The sequence below is a fragment of the Gelidibacter japonicus genome, assembly GCF_010725055.1.
Taxonomy (GTDB): Bacteria; Bacteroidota; Bacteroidia; order Flavobacteriales; family Flavobacteriaceae; genus Gelidibacter; species Gelidibacter japonicus.
Genome location: NZ_BJKB01000030.1, coordinates 1 through 19,904, shown reverse-complemented (window position 1 = coordinate 19,904; position 19,904 = coordinate 1). Strand labels below are relative to the sequence as shown.

The 19,904-nt window shown below is 38.1% G+C and carries 18 protein-coding genes; 4 read left to right on the top strand and 14 right to left on the bottom strand.

Annotation, left to right across the window (positions count from 1 at the left end; translation table 11 throughout):
• The 10 genes from G6N06_RS19960 to G6N06_RS18940 form a co-directional block, all read right to left on the bottom strand.
• A partial coding sequence (locus G6N06_RS19960) for a transposase (protein ID WP_503826527.1) occupies positions 1 to 177 on the bottom strand: 177 nt, incomplete at its 3' end.
• 173 nt (positions 178 to 350) lie between these two features.
• Positions 351 to 1,823, bottom strand: coding sequence for an IMP dehydrogenase (gene guaB / locus G6N06_RS18980; RefSeq protein WP_163518275.1), 1,473 nt, complete (start codon positions 1,821 to 1,823; stop codon positions 351 to 353).
• 211 nt (positions 1,824 to 2,034) lie between these two features.
• Positions 2,035 to 4,458: a TonB-dependent receptor domain-containing protein gene (locus G6N06_RS18975; protein ID WP_163518279.1), complete on the bottom strand. Its 2,424-nt coding sequence runs from the start codon at positions 4,456 to 4,458 to the stop codon at positions 2,035 to 2,037.
• Positions 4,439 to 5,803 carry an HTTM domain-containing protein gene (locus G6N06_RS18970; RefSeq protein ID WP_163518274.1) on the bottom strand — a complete coding sequence of 455 codons (1,365 nt, stop codon included), beginning with the start codon at positions 5,801 to 5,803 and terminating at the stop codon, positions 4,439 to 4,441. Before G6N06_RS18970 ends, G6N06_RS18975 begins: the two co-directional genes overlap by 20 nt.
• A gap of 65 nt (positions 5,804 to 5,868) precedes the next feature.
• On the bottom strand, positions 5,869 to 6,990 hold the full coding sequence (locus G6N06_RS18965; protein ID WP_163518273.1) for an imelysin family protein: 1,122 nt from the start codon (positions 6,988 to 6,990) through the stop codon (positions 5,869 to 5,871).
• A 90-nt stretch (positions 6,991 to 7,080) separates the two neighbouring features.
• The gene (locus tag G6N06_RS18960; protein ID WP_163518272.1) at positions 7,081 to 8,280 is read right to left on the bottom strand and encodes a DUF4856 domain-containing protein; all 1,200 of its coding nucleotides are present in this window, start codon (positions 8,278 to 8,280) and stop codon (positions 7,081 to 7,083) included.
• A 196-nt stretch (positions 8,281 to 8,476) separates the two neighbouring features.
• Positions 8,477 to 9,337, bottom strand: coding sequence for a hydroxymethylglutaryl-CoA lyase (locus G6N06_RS18955; RefSeq protein WP_163518278.1), 861 nt, complete (start codon positions 9,335 to 9,337; stop codon positions 8,477 to 8,479).
• Between the two features lie 138 nt (positions 9,338 to 9,475).
• Positions 9,476 to 10,192 (bottom strand): hypothetical protein, encoded by a 717-nt coding sequence (locus G6N06_RS18950; protein ID WP_163518271.1) that lies wholly within the window; start codon positions 10,190 to 10,192, stop codon positions 9,476 to 9,478.
• A 136-nt stretch (positions 10,193 to 10,328) separates the two neighbouring features.
• The gene (locus G6N06_RS18945) at positions 10,329 to 10,943 is read right to left on the bottom strand and encodes a LysE family translocator (RefSeq protein WP_163518270.1); all 615 of its coding nucleotides are present in this window, start codon (positions 10,941 to 10,943) and stop codon (positions 10,329 to 10,331) included.
• A 70-nt stretch (positions 10,944 to 11,013) separates the two neighbouring features.
• A complete protein-coding gene (locus tag G6N06_RS18940; protein ID WP_163518269.1) occupies positions 11,014 to 12,042 on the bottom strand; it encodes a quinone-dependent dihydroorotate dehydrogenase in 1,029 nt (342 codons plus the stop codon).
• Between the two features lie 201 nt (positions 12,043 to 12,243).
• Here G6N06_RS18940 and pepT point away from each other — a divergent pair, with 201 nt between their 5' ends.
• Together pepT and G6N06_RS18930 are read left to right on the top strand one after the other, a co-directional pair.
• Positions 12,244 to 13,482, top strand: a complete 1,239-nt coding sequence (gene pepT, locus G6N06_RS18935; RefSeq protein WP_163518268.1) for a peptidase T — start codon at positions 12,244 to 12,246, stop codon at positions 13,480 to 13,482.
• Positions 13,483 to 13,564: 82 nt separating this feature from the next.
• Complete coding sequence (locus G6N06_RS18930) at positions 13,565 to 14,164, top strand: YdeI/OmpD-associated family protein (RefSeq protein ID WP_308469770.1); 600 nt, start codon at positions 13,565 to 13,567, stop codon at positions 14,162 to 14,164.
• A gap of 54 nt (positions 14,165 to 14,218) precedes the next feature.
• Here the strand turns inward: G6N06_RS18930 and yajC are convergent, their stop codons facing one another.
• The 4 genes from yajC to G6N06_RS18910 form a co-directional block, all read right to left on the bottom strand.
• Positions 14,219 to 14,521, bottom strand: a complete 303-nt coding sequence (gene yajC / locus G6N06_RS18925) for a preprotein translocase subunit YajC (RefSeq protein WP_163518267.1) — start codon at positions 14,519 to 14,521, stop codon at positions 14,219 to 14,221.
• Positions 14,522 to 14,541: 20 nt separating this feature from the next.
• Positions 14,542 to 15,087, bottom strand: a complete 546-nt coding sequence (locus G6N06_RS18920; RefSeq protein ID WP_163518266.1) for a DUF1573 domain-containing protein — start codon at positions 15,085 to 15,087, stop codon at positions 14,542 to 14,544.
• A 73-nt stretch (positions 15,088 to 15,160) separates the two neighbouring features.
• A complete protein-coding gene (nusB, locus tag G6N06_RS18915; protein ID WP_240338112.1) occupies positions 15,161 to 16,105 on the bottom strand; it encodes a transcription antitermination factor NusB in 945 nt (314 codons plus the stop codon).
• A gap of 110 nt (positions 16,106 to 16,215) precedes the next feature.
• Positions 16,216 to 17,316 carry a Glu/Leu/Phe/Val dehydrogenase dimerization domain-containing protein gene (locus tag G6N06_RS18910; RefSeq protein ID WP_163518265.1) on the bottom strand — a complete coding sequence of 367 codons (1,101 nt, stop codon included), beginning with the start codon at positions 17,314 to 17,316 and terminating at the stop codon, positions 16,216 to 16,218.
• Between the two features lie 122 nt (positions 17,317 to 17,438).
• Here G6N06_RS18910 and G6N06_RS18905 point away from each other — a divergent pair, with 122 nt between their 5' ends.
• Both G6N06_RS18905 and G6N06_RS18900 read left to right on the top strand, forming a co-directional pair.
• Complete coding sequence (locus tag G6N06_RS18905; protein WP_163518264.1) at positions 17,439 to 19,193, top strand: ABC transporter ATP-binding protein; 1,755 nt, start codon at positions 17,439 to 17,441, stop codon at positions 19,191 to 19,193.
• A 166-nt stretch (positions 19,194 to 19,359) separates the two neighbouring features.
• Positions 19,360 to 19,743 (top strand): PUR family DNA/RNA-binding protein, encoded by a 384-nt coding sequence (locus G6N06_RS18900; RefSeq protein WP_163518263.1) that lies wholly within the window; start codon positions 19,360 to 19,362, stop codon positions 19,741 to 19,743.
• Positions 19,744 to 19,904: the final 161 nt, after the last annotated feature.

Genomic DNA, 19,904 nt, shown 5'->3' with positions numbered 1-19,904 from the left:
TATCGGACTTTCTGCGTTGCGTCCGTTGTCCAGGCAATATTTGTTTACCAGCTCATCATAGATAAAGGTAAAATCAATTAATTCGTTAATTTTCCTGAGAAGATTATCTTTGGGAACAACCAAGTCAGATATATCGGAATACGCACTCAATTGAATCTTTTGCTGCTGTAATAACATATACAAGTGTTTGTTAATCAGTAAAAAAGATACGAAAAAAGGAGTGAAAACACTACGGTTTACACTCCTTTTTATCTCTTTTTACCCCAATATTTTTAAGGGGACTTTTTCAGTGGCCTCCCATTAAAGTCGTGTTTTTTTGTTATCCTAGTAATGTTATTACAGAATTTAATTTATCTTGAATAGTTAGGAGATTCTTCAGTAATGGTCACATCATGCGGATGGCTTTCATTGATTCCCGAAGCTGTGATTTTCACAAATTGTCCGGTTTCCTTCAAGGTCGCTACATCCTTGGCACCACAATAGCCCATTCCGGCACGCAATCCGCCAACAAATTGGTGAATGCTTTCAATAACTTCGCCCTTATAAGGTACACGACCAACAATGCCTTCTGGTACCAATTTTTTGATATCATCTTCAACATCCTGAAAATATCGGTCCTTACTGCCTTGTTTCATGGCATCTATAGATCCCATTCCGCGGTAGGATTTAAACTTTCGACCTTCATAAATAATGGTTTCTCCTGGAGCCTCTTTTGTTCCCGCCAATAAAGATCCCAACATCACGGTGTCTGCTCCTGCAGCAAGTGCTTTGGGGATATCACCCGTATAACGAATACCACCATCTGCAATCACTGGAACTCCAGAGCCCTTTATGGCTGCTGCAACCTCCAAAACTGCAGAAAACTGTGGATATCCAACGCCGGCAATCACACGTGTTGTGCAAATAGATCCAGGTCCTATACCTACTTTAATGCCATCAGCACCGGCCTCTACCAAATATTTAGCGGCTTCAGCGGTAGCAATATTACCTACAATGACCTCAAGATCTGGGAATCGTTTTTTGATTGTTTTTAGCATGGTCACCACGCCTTTTGTATGTCCGTGAGCTGTATCAATTATTACCGCATCTACGCCAGATTTCACCAAGGCTTCTGCCCTATCCACGGCGTCTGCAGTGACACCAATAGCAGCTGCAACACGCAAACGACCATAAGTATCCTTGTTAGAAATTGGCTTGGTCGTCAATTTAGTAATGTCCCTAAAGGTAATCAACCCCGCAAGTTTATAATTTTCGTCAACGATAAGTAGCTTTTCAATCTTGTTCTTTTGAAGAATCCCTTCGGCATCCTGTAATGAGGTCCCAATTGGGGCGGTTACCAAATTATCTTTGGTCATCACTTCCACAATTGGCCGGGATCCATCTTTTTCAAAACGTAAATCGCGGTTGGTCACGATACCTTTTAAAACACCGTTGTCATCAATAATAGGAATACCACCAATACTATGTTCTGCCATATTTCGAGTAGCATCTATAACCTTTGCCGTCAAAGGTAAAGTGACAGGATCTATGATCATCCCACTTTCAGCGCGCTTCACCTTGCGAACTTCATTGGCTTGTTGATCAATACTCATGTTTTTGTGCAACACACCAATACCTCCTTCTCGAGCCATGGCAATAGCCATAGCGCTTTCAGTAACCGTATCCATGGCTGCTGATATTATTGGAATATTGATCTTGATATTACGAGTAAACTGAGTTTGTATATTGACCTCTCGAGGAAGGACTTCAGAATAGGCAGGAATTAGTAGGACGTCATCATAGGTCAATCCCTCACCTACTATTTTGCTTTCGTGTGCTTTCATTGCAATTACGGTTTAATTGCGTGCAAATCTACGGAAAATTTATTTAAATTTAGTGCAAAAGTTTGCTAACATTGATACCTTCTGTGCGAATTAATCCATCACAAATACATAGATATTGTTGTTCAGTCATCCTTGGATTACAATACATTAACTCCACGTTAGAAATGATTAAGCGCATCAGAACAGATTTTCCCTAAAAAAGACCGTCTGATTATATTTTGATTTGTAGTGTCATATACCAATTACGAGGCGCGGAAGGAATGATTCCTGGACCAGGATAACCTGTGGCGCGTCGTGTAAAGTATGCATTATCTAAGATATTATTGATGCCAGTCTCCAATTTAAAGCGCTTGTAAGTATATGACAAGGACACATCCATAACATCATAGCTCGGGATCTCACCAATGACACCACTGATGTTCGCCGATTGCGAATTTGTGGCATCAGTAAACTGCTGGGAGAGGTAGGTATATTGGACATTTGCCAACAGGTTTCTATATCCAAACTTCAGTCCTGTCTTGATATTCACATCAGGTACAAATTCCACTTGATTGCCTTTGACGTTTGCTTGTTCAGAAGCTGTATATTCCGAATTGATGAACGACGAATTGATATAATAATTCATGCTAAACTCATTGTTGAACTTTAAAATTTTCTTCAGATTAAAATCGAATAAAGATTCGACTCCATATAAAACGGCATCACCTACATTCCCACGCTCACTGATGACACGACCATCAGAAAGACCTTTTTGAACAAAACCAATGCGTCCGTTATAGAACAATCCAAAAACGCCCAAATCATAGGACACCATATTTTTGAAATTGCCACGAATGCCCAAATCTGTGGTAAATCCCTTCTCGTCCGTGATATTTGGATTGATGGCGAATGCTGGATTGTTGATATGGATATCAGAATAGGTTACCGACCGGTAGTTTTGCGACACGTTGCCATAGATTTCAAAAGCAGTGTTGGGCTTATAGCTCAAACCTAATCCCAAAAGCACGAACGACCGCTCAAAATCCCGATTGTCTTCCACAGTTTCTTCAAATATAACGTTGCCCGCAGCATCCGTGTTGATACGTTTATAAAACCCTTCACTTTGGGTTTTTATATATTCAAAACGAAACCCTGGGGTGATCGAAAATTGATCGGTAGCATACAGAATGTTTTCTCCAAAAACAGCTAGATTCAGATTTGGAAAATCGAAGTTGGACTGATTTGGATAATTTGGAAATCGCTCCGATTGGATATCGAAATCAGGACCGATACTATCGCTCCCCGGACCTTGTTGTTCAGCATTGTTGGCGCGGTAGAATTTTGTGCCCAGCAGAAATGTGGAAGCTTTATCAAATATTTCATATTTGCTCAAAACCCGAGCTTCAAAACCATAGTTCTTAAAATCTCCCTTAATCAAATCACGTTCACCCATTGGATCAATCTGATCCACCCGATTGGTCCTGAAGCCAAGGGCATATCGCGAAGCATTTAAACCAAAAGCATTAAAACTAAAATTAGTGTTCTCGGTAAATTTGTGATCAAATTTCAAATTATACAATAGCCAATCCACCTGGAACCAGTTTCTTGATCTGTTGCTCTGGTACGGATCGTTATCAAACATTTGGTCGGTAAGTCCACCGCCTTGCTGTGCCAAATAGCGCATATAGGTCAATTCTCCCCTTAGTGACGTGTTTTCATTGAACTGATAGCCGATATGGGCGTAAGCATTTTTCGATTCAAATTCAGAATTTGCACGGAAGCCATCACCCTTCTTATAGTTGAAAAAAGTATAATAACTCCACTTGTTTTTTGTACCACTGATGCTGGTGAAATTGGTATATAATCCAAAACTACCTAAAGTGTTTCTAGTAATCAGTTCAAAGACTTTATTAGGATTGGGCGATTTCATTTTAAAGTTGATCAAGCCACCAAACTGTGTTCCGTATTGCAGCGATGCCGCACCTCGGATGATCTGAATTTCACTTAAACCTTCAGCTGCGGGCGTGTAATAACTTTCGGGATAGCCCAGAACATCAGCACTAATATCGTAGCCATTCTGCCTCGTATTGAAATTTGCCGTTCGATTTGGATCCAATCCCCGTCCTCCAACATTGAGCTGCAGACCGGCATCATCATTCTGATAAATATTCAATCCAGCCACCTGACTGTAAATTTGCCGTGCGTTGTTGGAGGCCAAATTCGCCATGGACTGGTCCACCAAAACGACTTCGGTTTTTTTACCAGCAAATATGGAAGTGCCTTCCACATCTTTCAAACGTGATAATTCGAATATTTTTGCCTTTCGAGCGGTGATTTCCACTTCTGACAAGGCAATACCCAATTCGTTTATGGATACATTTAAAGTGGTATTGCCAGTGACCTCCAACGGCAATTCCTTGGTATCAAATTCATAAGAAAAAAAGACCAGCGTGAGATTATTTTTGGTGGTGGCAAACTCATATAATCCGGTAGCATCTGTACTGGTCAGCAAGCCCGAAACCTTGTCGTATACATCTACGTTGGCAACAGGCTGTTGGGTTCGCGAATTGGTAACAATTCCTGAAACCAAATTTTGTGACAGCGCCGAATAGCCTATCAAACACATTATAAATACACTAAAATCCTTTAATTTCATCATGAAATGGTAAAATCCAGTTTTTAGGCCGGAATGATTCTTTCTCTTTATATAAATCAATGGTTCTGTCAATATATGGCTGACTCAATCGGCCGTTGAGCGCCACATAACTATCCGCGAACACTTGAACATTTTTATGACCTTGACTTCTGAAGTGGTCTCCCAAATAGTGGGCATATTCCAGAATAAAATCAGGCTGAAAACTCATTTGTTTCTCCTGAAATGAAGTTAAAAAGTCGGAGTTATCGACCAAAAAACCTTGTCCCGTTTCTGCATCCACAATTTTAAAGGTCGTATTGCCCATTTTCTCCATGAGCATCACCCGCCATGAAAACCTATAGCCCTCTTCAGTCCAAAACAATTCATTGGGATATAAAAGGTGACGAAAAGGAAAGGTGATCTGAAAAACAAAAAACAGAGTTATGATTGGCAGTACCAGGGTTTGTTTTTTGTAGTGATATGATTGTGCTTTCAACTGGGCCGATTGGACTCTAAAAAATTTTAATATCCTTTTGAAGCCATCCAAAATTCGAAGGTGGAAATCCGCATCAAAAAATATCAGTGCCGTAACAATCATAATATATGGAAACATGCCGATGGGAAACAAAACCCGTGTAAACACATGAAAGAAGACCACGAGACCAAAGGCAAACCAACGGGTTCGTTTGGTGATCAATAAAAACGGAATGATCAAATCATAGATCATTCCAGACCAACTCATAGCATAATGGAACCATTCTTGTTGCATAAATGAATTTCCTATAAAAGGAAGGTCATATTTAGAAGGTAGCCAAATTTTTAAGGGCATGGCTTTAAATAACCAATCGGAATTTATTTTGGCGAGACCTGCATAGATATAAACAATACCCACCAGTAGTTTAATACTGTCAATTGTCCATTTGGGGATGGCAGTAAATGTTTTCTTCCTGATCAGGTTATCTACTGAGAAATACGCGTTTGCCGGCAAAAAAATCATCAGGAAACTCAACACACTTATAAAATAGTAATGGTTAAGATAAGCGGTTTTGTCCATGAGTTCGATATAAGTGAAACTCAAAAAGAACATGATGATGGCCATCCGATATTTCAATCCGATGGCTATCAAAAATGCTGAAATGCCACACACTGTAAAAATAAGATAGGTATAGTCGCCAATAGGTTTGATCCATTCAAAACCATAATATGAAAAATGAAACTTAGGCAGGATATAAAGTGTTTCAATCCAACCATTCCACCAAAAGCGCACAATACTGAGCAACATCATCACACCAAAGCCTATCCTAAATACTGCCAAAGGCGCCGGATGGGTAGATTTGTTCAGATATGTTTTAAAACTCGTATTCATAAAACCAAAAAGAAGACCCTTTAAGTCATTTAAAGAATCTTCTTTGTCATATAACAATTTAAAAATTAATCGCCATCAGCATCTACATAATCCACGCTAATATTAAAGGCCTGTACCATATCGACCTTTAAATACACAACAGCTCTTTGTAAAGCATCATAAGCAATGGTCATCTTGGCATTATCCGAGACAATCTGCTGACTGAAATTCGAATCTAATCCTTCTATTTTAGATCTCGCATCATTGAATTGTGCATTGATAATGGCACTCAAATTCTGTCCGCCACTATCGACCTTCAAATATTCCAGATAGGTTTTAAAACTTGCACCTGTTCCAGACCCATTAAATGATTTTCCATTGAAAACATCCTGTACTGCTTTTAAGGCTTCAAGAGCTAATTCCTTCGAAACTTCACCATTATAATAGGCTTCCACTTTATTAGGAAGAGGCGATGTTGAAAAGACACCTGCAGGAATTCCGATTTTATTGGCACGCAAGCCCTTTTCGTAATAAAAAATAAAATCATTGACAAATTTGTTCAAGGAACTTGTTGCAGTGTTTTTCGAGGAATTCACAAATTGGTCGCGATAGCCAGAGTTCCAATCGGTGATGACTTGCTGCGTCAATCGGTCCATTTGATTGATTACCGCTGTCAGATAATCTTTGTAGCCCTGTGATTTAGGGTCGGAAGTGAATTTTGCCACAATTGCAGCATCGTCTTCAGCAACACCGTATAAGAAGTAATCTAAAGCTGGAAATCCTTGTGCATCATGGTAATTGGGCGTGTTTAAATCGTAGTTTCCACTGCTTACGCCATTCTCAATATCCAAAACCGTCACTGGATAAATATTCATAAAAAAGTAATACTCATTTAAAGCTTCCGCCTTTCCGATATTGAACATTTCCACATACTGCCATGCTTTATAGGCAATAAGCCAATGATTCCTTGCTGCCTCCAAAGTGCTTTGATTTGGCGTTGCTACGAAACTTTCAATTGATCCTTTTAAAGTGGTGAGCTTTGATCCAAAATCTTGATAGGAAGGAATGATAATATTATCTGCCAAGTTTTTCAATAATGCCGAACGGTCAAAATTGTCCGAGGTGCTACCTCCATTGCCCGAATCATCCGAGGAGCTACAGCCCATCATAAGTGCCAAACCAAGAATTAATGCTATATGTTTAATCATGTGAATTGATTTTCTGAATAATTATGCAAATTTAGAGAAGAAGTCTTTGGCATCCAATTAATGCACCAACGAGGTCCTAAATTATTTGAATTAATTTGTTGCCGCTGCTACCGTAAATCCAAACTTTGCCGCAATAGTTTGAGACATATCGTCCAAGGTTTCATCCGTAACATCCCAAAAGCCGTTTCCCTCCATTAAAGTATCCATGAATCCGGTTACTTCTTCATGTGTAAAATATGGTGTACTTGCATTTGGCTGTCTTGTAAATTGCAAGCTATTGATAAATCCGTAAGCTTCAGATAAGGCATGAAATGCACTTGCCATATCTCCTGTTGCCAGTTTTTCTTTCCCGACTTGCAAATAATGAACCGCACGAACCGCTGGAACTTTCGAAATATTTTCTCTAATAATCGCCACTTGTGCATCTCTCACCTCATAGTTTTTAGCTACAATTGCAGCTCTACCCAATTTCAGGGCATCATATACCGCTGACGCTGTTCCTGCAAAATCTGGATCTGAATCAACTTGCTTCAAGTAGGTGTTTAAAAAACTGTCAGCTCCTAAGACAGGAACCGAAGGATCATCTTCATTTCCGTATAAGTATCCATAAGCTTCGTCCCATTTGTGCTCCATGGTGGTGTAAGGCTTTCCTTCCTCAAGAACTGAATTATCATTATTTTGAATATTTGAAGCCTCATCCAATACGGAAGTACTTAAATAATGATTCAGCATCTGGTCAGTCATCAAACCGCCAATTAGAGTTTTTGCGATAGCTTGATCCAACTCAAGACCTTTACCATTCACGTATCTTACTGATCCACCACCGGCTTGTTGTAATTGACCAGCAGTTCCTGCAGTTGCGATATTCTCCCAATTCTCAAACACTGTGGTGGCTTGTTGCTCAATCCAAGAATCCATCAAGCTTTTAATTTGATTGGAAACGGTAGTATTGGCAGAAAAATACTCTTTTGAAGCGGCCACCTTACTGCGGATGTTTTTTCCGGAAGCATTCAGATCAGCCTCAGAAAAATCGTTTCCACCTTCAACGTGAGCAAACATTCCGTATAAATCGGAAGCAGATTTAGTGGTGTTCTTTAAGGCAGAGCGAAATTCCATAGCCATTTTAATTCGGGTCGTTTGACCGTTAAAATCGACGGTAGACTTACCATCTCGCATGAATTTGTAGGTTAAAGGCGCCTCAACCTGAGGATTTAAATTGATGTCATCATCATTTGAACATGATGTAAATAGCACTGAAGTTATGGCTATTCCTAATAAAATTTTTCTCATTTTTATTTGGTCTTAATATAAATTGTTGATTGATTTCGAGTACAAAAATAAGCTAGGAATTGAAATCGCCAAAGCTTATTTAGATTAATTTAAAATAAGGAAGAAATAAAAAGATAGAAATATTGAGAATCAGAAAGTTGGAAAATAAAAAAAATACCGTGTTATTGAAATCAAGAATTACTGTATCAAAAATAGCTTAATGATATACTGTAAAAATCTTTGTCGCTTCATTATAGGCACTTTCGAAACTCAAGGCATCGAGGTTATTACGCTGTTTTGAAGTAAAATAGGACAGTAATTTTTCGGTAGGCATATTTCCAGTCAGTTCATCTTTGGCCATTGGACAGCCCCCAAATCCTTGAATGGCACCATCAAACCGAAGACACCCAGCTTTGTAGGCAGCATCTACTTTTTCATGCCAAGTGGTAGGCGTAGTATGAAGATGTGCACCAAATTCGATATGTGGATATTTTGGAATCAGGTTAGAAAAAAGATAATTTATATTTTCCGGATTGGACGTGCCAACTGTATCGCTCAATGACAGAATCTTGACGCCCATGTTCGCCAAACGTTCAGTCCAATCGCCCACAATATCCACATTCCAAGGATCACCATAAGGGTTGCCAAAGCCCATGGATATATAAACCACCACTTCCTTTCTTGTTTTATCGGCAATTTCTAAAGTCTCTTGCAAGGTCACTACTGATTCCGCAATAGTTTTATGGGTGTTCCGCATTTGAAAGTTTTCTGAAATAGAAAATGGATAGCCCAAATAATGTATTTCAGGATGTTGAGAGGCATCTTCCGCTCCTCGGGTATTGGCGATAATCGCTAGAAGTTTGCTCTTGGTTTTTGATAGATCGAGTTTGGAAAGCACCTCTGCAGTATCCACCATTTGCGGAATAGCTTTTGGGGAAACGAAGCTGCCAAAGTCAATGGTGTCAAAACCAACACGCAACAACGACTGTATATACTGGACTTTTTTTTCAGTTGGAATAAAATCCTTAATGCCTTGCATGGCATCACGTGGACATTCGATTATCTTAACCTGTTGCATGGCATCAAAGATATGAATTCCTACGTATGAAGGAATCTTTCGAATCAAAAAAAAGAGGGTTTGATTATCTAAAGTTTTATATAAGCGAAGAACTACGGACTTTTAAGGAAATTACAAATTTAAAAGTCCGAAGTTCAATTACTTACATTTTGCCAAGACTTTTTCAGCCAACTCTATTGCCAATCTCCTATTCTCATCTGGATCAGCGCTCAATTTTGTAAGAATTGTAAAATTGGCCCTTCCAGCGAGGACCACCAATTCCCCACCCCATTGGTCATTCCATTTGTACCAAGCACTTGAGCCCAAGCCGTCAACAGCATTCCAACTCATTTTAGCCCTCACTTTCATGAGATCTTCGCCCGTCTTTTTGACTTCATCCTCTGCTTTATCGAGATTGCTCTGAATCTGCTCTAGTTCTTTATCAGACAATTCTTTATAGCCCATGTCAAAGGTTCCAATCGCCGACTTTAAATCGCTTTTATCTGAATAGAAAGACAGATTTTTTATTCCTAGGGTATTTTGATCCGGAACCTCCATTTTCATATTGCTCACCTCCATTGTAAAAGAAGGCCGATCACTTTCCCATCTATAGATATGCTCTCCATAGCTGCCAGATCGTAATTCTACTTCAGCCTTATCACTTATGGAATGAACAGAAGCCATTTCTTCTTTTGTAAGTAGTGCTTCATACTCGTCCTTATAATCTTTTAAGCAATCGTAAGATTTGCCATCACTTTTAGAGCTGGCCTTCTCCGACCTACTTTCTGATTTAGATTCTGAAGATTCTTTTTTTCCACCAGAGTTGCAAGAAAAAAGCACAATAACTAATCCCGCAAGAAATACCTTTTTTTTCATAATAAGATTGATTTTGATTAACTGCTAAAATACATGTATTACTGTAATTTACATCGTCAAAAAAGAGCAAATCATCTATGAATCAAACAAATATACACTAAGGAAGCCCGAAAGATATAATTAAAAAAAACTTGATTTAAACGGCAATTATATAAAGTGCAATCCCGACAAAAACAACAATCTGAAGCCATTTTAAGAAAATGCCCACACCTCTTCCTTTCAATATGATTTCAGAAATACGACCCGCCAATAAAGCGATGCTGCTAAAGGTGAGGAATGAAATTACCATAAATATAATCCCTAATGTATAGAATTGTACAACCGTATTTCCTTCTTTATCCCATAGAAAACCAGGAAAAAACGCCAAGAAGAAAATCATGACTTTCGGATTTACCAAATTCATGATCACCCCTGTTTTAAAAAGTTGTAAATGAGATTTCTTAGGGGCATCCTCTTTCCATGAAATGTGGTCATCGCTCCTATAAACTTTATAAGCCAAGTAGAGTAAATAACAGGCACCCAAAACCTTGATTCCATAAAATAGTTCTTCAGAAGCAGTAATAATTGCCGAAACACCGAATGCCAAAAGTGTCGTATGTACAATGCAGCCACTGATAAGACCCGCTGTGGTGGCAATACCGCTTTTGGTGCCATTAACCAAAGATTGGGTCAGCACATAGATATTATCTGGTCCAGGAGTAATGGCCAAGGCAAGTGTGGCTATTGAAAAAGAGAGGAGAGTTTCTATCATAAATAAAGAGGTGACACTGTTGTGCTATCAGCCATATTTCTTTCTGGTTTAGAGCCTCTTGAATTTTTTGCTATTTGGTTAAGATGGCTTGATTAATATCTTTTATCAACTTGGGACCTTCATAAATAAAACCGGTGTAGAGCTGAATCAAATCTGCACCTGCATCCAATTTCTCCAAGGCATCTTTAGCAGAATGAATCCCTCCTACACCAATTATCGGAAATGCCTTATGGCTTTTTTCTGCCAAAAAACGAATAACCTCCGTGGCCCTCTTCGTTAAAGGTCGTCCACTTAAACCTCCCATTTCATCTTTGTTATCACTTTTTAATCCGTCGCGGGAAATGGTGGTATTGGTAGCAATAACGCCATCAATTTTAGTTTCTGAAACAATGTCAATAATGTCCAACAACTGTTCATTGGTCAAATCTGGCGCGATTTTAAGAAGTATTGGTTTACGCTTTTCCCTCAAATTATTTTTATCCTGAAGAGTTTGCAGTAAATCGGTCAATGGTTGCTTTTCCTGTAATGCCCTGAGATTTGGTGTATTTGGGGAGCTCACATTGACGACAAAATAATCGACATAATCAAAAAGTGCTTCAAAACAGATGATATAATCGTTTACAGCATTTTCATTAAGGGTGATTTTGTTCTTACCAATATTTCCTCCAATCAACACATGTTTTTTTCCTGTTTTAGGGTTTGCCTTCAATCGTTCAACGGCTTCTTCAACACCACCGTTATTGAACCCCATCCTGTTGATAATTGCAGCATCCTCTTTCAAACGAAACAAGCGCGGCTGGTCATTGCCTGGTTGTGCCTTTGGTGTGACCGTTCCGATTTCAATAAAACCAAAACCCATATTAGAAAGCTCTTTGAACAACATGGCGTTTTTATCAAAACCAGCCGCCAACCCAACGGGATTGGGAAAGGTCAACCCAAAAAGCTGACGTTCAAGCGATTTATTTTTGACTTGATATAGGTTTCTAAAAAGTCCCCCAAAACCCAAGCTATGAGTGAATCTTATAAGTTTGAAAGTAAAATGATGGACAGCTTCAGGATCAAATAAAAAAAGAAGAGGACGAAGTAAAATTTTATACATAGATGTCAAAATAAAAAAACTACCCAAAGATAGGGTAGTTTTTTTATTCATTTAATGAATTCCTATTATTTAAAATAAGACTGAAAAGAAGACCTTTATAATATTGCAACTCCATAAAATTATGAAACTATTAAAAATTACATTTTACGCCATTGTTGTTAGTATTAATATGTCTTATTTTGCATAATAAACGAAAAAGTTATGATTGACAAACAACGCCTCATTGATAGATTTATAAGCTACGTTACTATTGACACGGAGTCTGACCCCAATTCAGAAACCACACCAAGTACCGAAAAACAATGGGATTTGGCACATGCACTCGTTAAGGAACTCACGGCGATTGGCCTGAAAGACGTTTCCATTGATCAACATGCTTATATCATGGCAACGCTGCCTAGTAATGTTGACCATGACGTTCCGGTGATTGGATTTATATCCCATTTTGATACCTCTCCAGATTTTACAGGGGCTAACGTCAAGCCTCAAATCATTAAAAATTATGATGGGAAGGATATAGTTTTAAATGCCGAAGAAAATATTATTCTGTCGCCCGATCTGTTTGATGATTTGCTACAATATAAAGGACAAACACTGATCACAACCGACGGAACGACATTGTTGGGAGCCGACGATAAAACAGGAATCACGGAAATTGTCTCCGCTATGGAGTACTTGATTCAGCATCCTGAAATCAAGCATGGTGAAATCCGTATCGGTTTTACCCCTGATGAAGAAATTGGTCGCGGAGCCCATAAATTTGACGTTGAGAAATTTGGTGCCGAATGGGCCTATACAATGGATGGCAGCCAAATTGGTGAATTGGAATATGAGAATTTCAATGCGGCAAGCGCCACTGTAAAAGTGAAAGGAAAAATTGTGCATCCCGGGTACGCCAAAGGCAAGATGATCAACTCCATGTACATTGCTACCGAGTTTATCAACTCCTTACCCATGCTGGAAACTCCAGAACATACGGAAAACTACCAAGGGTTTTTCCATTTATCCAGCATTCAAGGCACTGTCGAGGAAACTGTTTTGAATTATATAATTAGAGACCATAATATGGCTCATTTTGAGGCTCGAAAGGAAGCCATGCTTCAAGTAACCTTCGATTTGAATACCCAATACGAACGTGAAGTTGTGACCATTGATATCAAGGATCAATATTTCAATATGAAGGAGAAAATTGAACCGGTCATGCACATTGTGGATATTGCAGAAAAAGCCATGAAAGCACTTAATATCAAACCGATCATCAAACCCATAAGAGGTGGAACCGATGGCTCCCAATTAAGCTATATGGGCTTGCCATGTCCGAATATATTTGCAGGAGGCCATAATTTCCATGGACGTTATGAATATGTTCCTGTAGAAAGTATGATCAAAGCCACTGAAGTCATTTGTAAGATAGCGGAGTTGGTGGCTTTGAAGAAGTAGACTGCTTTTTGTGTTTTCCTTGTCTATTAATTTAGTCAGGGATTCAAAAGTTAACAACGAATAGCATTTTAAAGCAAAAAATATGATGCAAAAAGTAAATTCCATTGAGGAGTATCTCGAAGTCAATTCACATTTTGCTGAAGCATTGGACGTTTTAAGGCAAATTATTAATTCAACAGAATTGGTTGAAACCCTGAAATGGAACGCCCCAGTTTATACCTTAAACGGAAAAAACGTTTTGGGATTGGGTGCCTTTAAAAATCATTTCAGTATATGGTTTTTCAATGGTGTCTTTTTGAAAGATGAAAGGAAGGTTTTGGTAAGCGCTAATAAAAAGACCAAGGCTTTGCGTCAAATGCGTTTTGAATCGCTTTATGATATTGATAAGGCGATAGTCTTGGCCTATGTGAAAGAAGCGATAGAAAATCAAAATCTTGGAAAAGAATTACAAGTTAGCCGTAAAGATAAAGTTGTAAGTATCCCTTCAATTTTAAATGAAGCGTTTGCCACCGACCCGTCGTTTAAAGTAAGTTTCCGACAACTCACTTCAGGGAAACAAAGGGAATACGTAGAGTATATGGAAAGCGCAAAACGCGACGCCACAAAAGTTTCCAGATTGGATAAAATCAAACCTATGATTTTGAAAGGCATCGGGCTTCATGATAAATATAGAAATTCTTAAAAACAAAAAAAACCACTTCAAATGAAGTGGCTTTTTAAACTTGTAAACAAAGATTTATTTTGTGGTTGTAGTTGCAGAATCTGCATTGAGCTTATTACTCAATTCCATTGAAATGGCAGAACGATCAAACTTGATTTTTCCTGCCATGGTTTCAATAACACAACTACTATCCTTGTCATTTAAGTCGACTATTTTACCGTGCATTCCGCTTTTGGTAATCACTCTGTCGCCTCTTTTTAATTCACTTGCAAACTTTTTTTCCTTTTTGGCACGTTTCATCTGCGGTGCGATCATAAAAAAATACACTACAGCGAACATCGCTATAAAAGGTAAAAATGAACTTATTCCTTCTCCCATTAATTCTTAATTATAATTAGTTAGTCGTGATTATGGCCTTCGTGACCTGGTTGTGTGCTATATTTACGAACAGGCTGTTGCATAATAGACTGTGCGCCTCCTGCTTGCTGTGGTTGCATTGGTCCATCTCCTTCAACCATTGCTTTGATTCTCACCGTTTCAGCACCCTTTTCCGTATTGGTGGTCATGGTGATGGATTTAGTAACCACACCGTTTCCTTTCCCGTCAAATTTCACTTTAAATTCGCCTGTTTCTCCTGGAGCAACCTGTTTGGTCCAATCTGAAGGGACAGTACATCCACAAGTACTTTTAATGTCACTCACCACTAAAGGAGAGCTTCCTGTGTTTGTATATTTAAAAGTAGTCTCTACTGGTGTGCCATTTTTAATGGTACCAAAATCATGCTCTGTCTCATTAAATGAAATGGCCGCAAAATTTCCTGAATTGGCATCTCTCTGCGCTGCTTCAGCAACATTTTCTGATTTGATTTTTGCTGTAGCATCTTCTTTACATGACGTAAAGGCAACCAAGCAAAGTGCACTAACACCTAACATTATTTTTTTCATGGTCTTATTTAATTTGATTAAAATGTTTAGTTTAAAATAAATTTGAGGGTGTAAAAGTAGTGATAATTTCTTATTACATCAACCCTCGCCCTATTTTATTTAATTCGCCATTCTGCTTATATTCCTTCACAATCTTGTCCAAAATGCCATTAATAAAAAAACTGCTCTTGGGCGTGGAGTATTCCTTGGCAATATCAATGTATTCGTTAATAGTTACCTTGACAGGGATGGATGGGAATTTTTGGAACTCACAAATGGCCATTTGAAGCAAAACTGCATCTAAATTAGCAATACGTTCGGCATCCCAGTTTTGGGTCTTGGCGGCGATTTCTTTGTTGAATTTTGATTTGTTCAATAATGTTTTTTGGAATAACGCCGTGGCAAATTCTTTATCCTCAGTATCTTTAAAAAGTTTCGGAGTAAAAAAACGGGCTTTATTTTCTTTCTTCAATTTGCGCAGCATCTTTTGAATTCCTGTATTAACCACAGGCAAATCATCCAACCAAGTCAGTTTCTTATCTTCAATGTACTCGTAAAGCTTGTCATTTGGTGCAATAATCTCAGTAAAGACGTCAATAATGAAATTTTTATCTTCTTTAAAATCAGATACTTTGCTGGACATATAATCCTTATAAAGCTCGCTCTCTATGATGCTTTTAAAAATAATATCCACATATTCAAAATCCAGATACCAATGATCAATCTTGCGTTTTTCAATCTCAATCTGAAGTGCAACGTCCTCAATCAAGATTTGTAAAACCTGATTATTGATGAATTTTCTATTCGGATTTTTCTCTTCTTGGGTTGCTAAAATTTTTCTTTGCGACTTGTCCTGGTAATCTTCGGCTCTCTTTTGGACTTCGATTAAAAGTGAGAGCATCAAGAGATGCAAATCGTACATATCGTCAAGACTTTGATGTAGAAATTTTTCGTCTTTTTTAAAATCGTCACCTTCATCACCATCAAACGCATAAAGCGTTTGCATCACTTTTATACGAATATGTCTTCTGTTTAGCATTTGTAAGAACCTATTAAATTAAAAAAGACGAAAAGCTTAGATGCTGTTTCGCCGTGCAAAAATAGTATTAATTTATAACTTCAAAAAAAAATGACTAAAATATCTCAAGCTTATTTCAATTGTTCGTTTTTTCGTTTTTGAATACGCTCTTTAGCCATTTTCAAAGCAGCAACATTTGGTGTCACACCGTTTTGGGCCGCCCTTTCCAAAATCTCCAAGGTTGTGTTGTAAATATTTTCGGTTTTTCGGATGGTTTCTTGCTTATCACAATGCTCAATTTCGGCATACACATTAATGAGGCCTCCAGCGTTGATCAAAAAGTCAGGGGCATAAACAATTCCCTTTTCCTGCAACATCACACCGTGCCTGTCTTCAGCCAATTGATTATTGGCAGATCCAGCAATAATTTGAGCTTTTATCTTGTTGATAGTGTCATCATTTATCGTAGCTCCCAATGCACAAGGGGCATAAATATCCATATTTTGACTGTATATATCATTGCCTTCATAAAGGGCAACTTTATATTTATTTCCCACAGTTTCCAAATGCTCCCGATTGATATCCGCTATCGTCACCTTAGCGCCTTCCTTCAACAAATGTTTGATCAATGCTTCACCGACGTTTCCAACACCTTGCACAAACACTGACTTTCCTTTCAGGTCATCAGATCCATACTTGAATTTCGCGGCAGCTTTCATCCCCATAAATACACCGAAAGCTGTATTTGGAGCTGGATTTCCAGAACCGCCATGTCCTTCAGAAACCCCTACAACATGAGGTGTCACCTCTCTTACTATATCCATATCACTGGTGGTCATGCCAACGTCTTCAGCTGTAATATATTTTCCACTCAAAGAATTGACAAACTCACCAAATTTACGCATCAATTCAGGAGTCTTATGGGTCTTAGCATTGCCAATAATGACCGCTTTACCGCCCCCTAAATTTAATCCAGTAATTGCCGATTTAAAAGTCATCCCCCTTGACAGCCTCAAAACATCATTTAATGCTTCCCATTCATTCTCATAATTCCACATTCTTGTGCCGCCAAGAGCTGGTCCTAAAACCGTATTATGAATACCAATTATTGCTTTTAAACTAGTATCTTTGTCGTGGCAAAAAATAATTTGCTCGTGATTATCGAAAGATTGTTGACCAAATACAGGGTCTGCTTTTGAAAGCTTGTTAGAACTTATGATTTTTAAATCCATATGATTAGAATTAGTTCAGCGTTTTTATAAGATATTTCAAAAATAAACCAATAGTCGACTAATAGCAAAAATATAGCCGCAATTTAGGTGATTGTTAAATCACAAGCGTCCAATCATTATAAATGAGAGAATTACAACACGTCAATAAATACTTTTATAAGTATAGATATAAATTATTAGCAGGGATTTTAATAACGATTATTGCTCGAATTTTTCTTCTTTTTACTCCTGAGCTGGTAGGTAATTCAGTAGATGTCATTGATAATTACAGAAAAGGCATCACTACAGATATTGATGTTGTTAAAAGTGAACTGCTCATCAACATCCTATATATTATTGGGGCAGCAATTATTGGGGGCATTTTCACCTTCGCCATGCGCCAGACCATTATTTACGTCTCACGGGAGATCGAATATGATCTTAAAAATGAAGTCTATCAACAATACCAGCGGTTATCTTTGGATTTTTACAAATCCAACCGAACAGGCGACCTGATGAGCCGAATCAGTGAAGATGTTGGCAAGGTCAGAGAATATGCAGGACCTGCACTGATGTACAGCATCAATACCGTAACGCTTTTTATCATCGCGATTATTTTAATGTTCAGGTCAGCACCTACGCTCACGCTCTACACCATTATCCCACTACCCATACTTTCCTATTTTATTTATATTTTAAGTAAAGCCATCCATAAACGCAGTACGATAGTCCAACAATGGCTTGCAAAGCTTTCTACATTTACACAGGAAACATTTAGTGGAATTAGCGTGATCAAATCTTACGGTATTGAAGGTAGTATCAATGCTGATTTTGAAGAGCTTTCCGCAGAAAGCAGACAAAAAAATATTGATCTGGCTAAAATCCAAGCCCTGTTTTTTCCGCTGATGATCTTTTTAATTGGATTAAGCAACATCATTGTTATTTATATTGGAGGCAAACAATATATAGACGGCGAAATTGAAAGCTTAGGTGTGATTGCGAAATTTATTATTTACGTCAACCTTTTAACTTGGCCCGTAGCTACCGTAGGATGGGTAACGTCAGTTGTCCAACAAGCCGAAGCCTCGCAAAAACGTATCAATGAATTTCTAAAGCAGGAACCTACCATTAAAAACAATGCCACAGAATCGTCCAATATTGAAGGAACTATTGAATTTAACAAGGTGTCCTTCGTTTATCCTGACACGAATATTCAAGCCTTGAACAATGTGAGCTTTAAGCTCGACAAAGGAGAAACAATGGCTATTATCGGCAAAACAGGATCTGGAAAATCGACCGTCTTAGATCTCATTGGACGCTTATATGATGTGACTTCTGGCCAGATAAAAATAGATGACATTCCTATTGAGAACCTTAATTTAACCAGTTTAAGAGATCATATTGGCTATGTGCCACAGGATGCATTTTTATTTTCGGATAGTATCAAAAACAACATCATGTTTGGAAAGGAGGACGCGACCCAGGAAGAAGTTATTGCTGCGGCCAAAAATGCCGACGTGCATAAGAATATTAAAGGCTTTACAAAAGGCTATGATACTGTTTTAGGTGAAAGAGGCATTACCTTATCTGGCGGGCAAAAGCAACGAATCTCTATTGCAAGAGCAATCATCAAGTCGCCACAAATTTTGCTGTTTGACGACTGTCTCTCGGCTGTAGATACGGAGACAGAAGAAAAAATACTGAACAACCTCAGAACAATTACTAAGGGCAAGACCACCATTATTGTCAGCCATCGCGTCTCTTCTGCAAAAAGTGCTGATAAAATAATTGTTCTTGACGATGGTAAAATCATACAAAAAGGAACCCATAACACCTTGATTGATGTGGATGGATATTACAGAGAACTCTATTTAAAACAGCTTACCGAAAACCAATAACCCTACTTATGTAAATTACTTTTCCTCAATCCTGCCACAAATTTTATCAGATGGATGTGGGACGATTCTTTAGCATTAGTTAAAAGAAATATCAGAAATTGTTGGTTACTAATCTTTTTTTTTAGATTTTTGGTTCGTAAACTGTTACTAATTAAAATAAAAAAATATGAGTGATCACGAAATGATGGAGAAAGAGGAAATATTCTCTAAAGTATTGCGCGCAGGAAGAAGAACCTATTTCTTTGACGTTAGAGCCACAAAAGCTGGAGATTATTACCTCACTATCACAGAAAGTAAGAAATTCACGAATGATGATGGGTCTTTTCACTACAAAAAGCATAAAATCTACCTTTACAAAGAAGATTTCAGTGAATTTAATGAAATATTAAAAGAAATGACAGACTATGTCATTGATGAGAAAGGAGATGAAGTCATCAGTGAACGTCATCAAAAAGATTTCAAAAAGGAGGATACCATAGACAATCCATCAAATTCAGAACCAATTCAATCTGCTGAGAGGTTTACTGATGTAAGATTTGAGGATATTTAAGCAAACAAATGACAAAATTATTATAAGGAGGCTGTCTGAAAAGGCAGTCTTTTTTTTGCAATTTTTCTAGTAAATTCTTAACTTTAAGAATGAGCAGAAAAATAGTTTTTAAGACCTATGACCAAGACCAGTTAAGTCTTTTACCACCAAGTTATGATGAT

Bases quoted from the DNA above. Each gene is read 5' to 3' on its own strand.
- pepT (WP_163518268.1), top strand. From the start codon at position 12,244: ATGATTGACAAACAACGCCTCATTGATAGATTTATAAGCTACGTTACT.
- G6N06_RS18945 (WP_163518270.1), bottom strand. From the start codon at position 10,943: ATGATAGAAACTCTCCTCTCTTTTTCAATAGCCACACTTGCCTTGGCC.
- G6N06_RS18910 (WP_163518265.1), bottom strand. From the start codon at position 17,316: ATGGATTTAAAAATCATAAGTTCTAACAAGCTTTCAAAAGCAGACCCT.
- G6N06_RS18900 (WP_163518263.1), top strand. From the start codon at position 19,360: ATGAGTGATCACGAAATGATGGAGAAAGAGGAAATATTCTCTAAAGTA.
- G6N06_RS18950 (WP_163518271.1), bottom strand. From the start codon at position 10,192: ATGAAAAAAAAGGTATTTCTTGCGGGATTAGTTATTGTGCTTTTTTCT.
- nusB (WP_240338112.1), bottom strand. From the start codon at position 16,105: ATGCTAAACAGAAGACATATTCGTATAAAAGTGATGCAAACGCTTTAT.
- G6N06_RS18960 (WP_163518272.1), bottom strand. From the start codon at position 8,280: ATGAGAAAAATTTTATTAGGAATAGCCATAACTTCAGTGCTATTTACA.
- G6N06_RS18965 (WP_163518273.1), bottom strand. From the start codon at position 6,990: ATGATTAAACATATAGCATTAATTCTTGGTTTGGCACTTATGATGGGC.
- G6N06_RS18905 (WP_163518264.1), top strand. From the start codon at position 17,439: ATGAGAGAATTACAACACGTCAATAAATACTTTTATAAGTATAGATAT.
- G6N06_RS18970 (WP_163518274.1), bottom strand. From the start codon at position 5,803: ATGAATACGAGTTTTAAAACATATCTGAACAAATCTACCCATCCGGCG.
- G6N06_RS18955 (WP_163518278.1), bottom strand. From the start codon at position 9,337: ATGCAACAGGTTAAGATAATCGAATGTCCACGTGATGCCATGCAAGGC.
- G6N06_RS18920 (WP_163518266.1), bottom strand. From the start codon at position 15,087: ATGAAAAAAATAATGTTAGGTGTTAGTGCACTTTGCTTGGTTGCCTTT.
- G6N06_RS18940 (WP_163518269.1), bottom strand. From the start codon at position 12,042: ATGTATAAAATTTTACTTCGTCCTCTTCTTTTTTTATTTGATCCTGAA.
- guaB (WP_163518275.1), bottom strand. From the start codon at position 1,823: ATGAAAGCACACGAAAGCAAAATAGTAGGTGAGGGATTGACCTATGAT.
- G6N06_RS18930 (WP_308469770.1), top strand. From the start codon at position 13,565: ATGATGCAAAAAGTAAATTCCATTGAGGAGTATCTCGAAGTCAATTCA.
- G6N06_RS18975 (WP_163518279.1), bottom strand. From the start codon at position 4,458: ATGAAATTAAAGGATTTTAGTGTATTTATAATGTGTTTGATAGGCTAT.
- yajC (WP_163518267.1), bottom strand. From the start codon at position 14,521: ATGGGAGAAGGAATAAGTTCATTTTTACCTTTTATAGCGATGTTCGCT.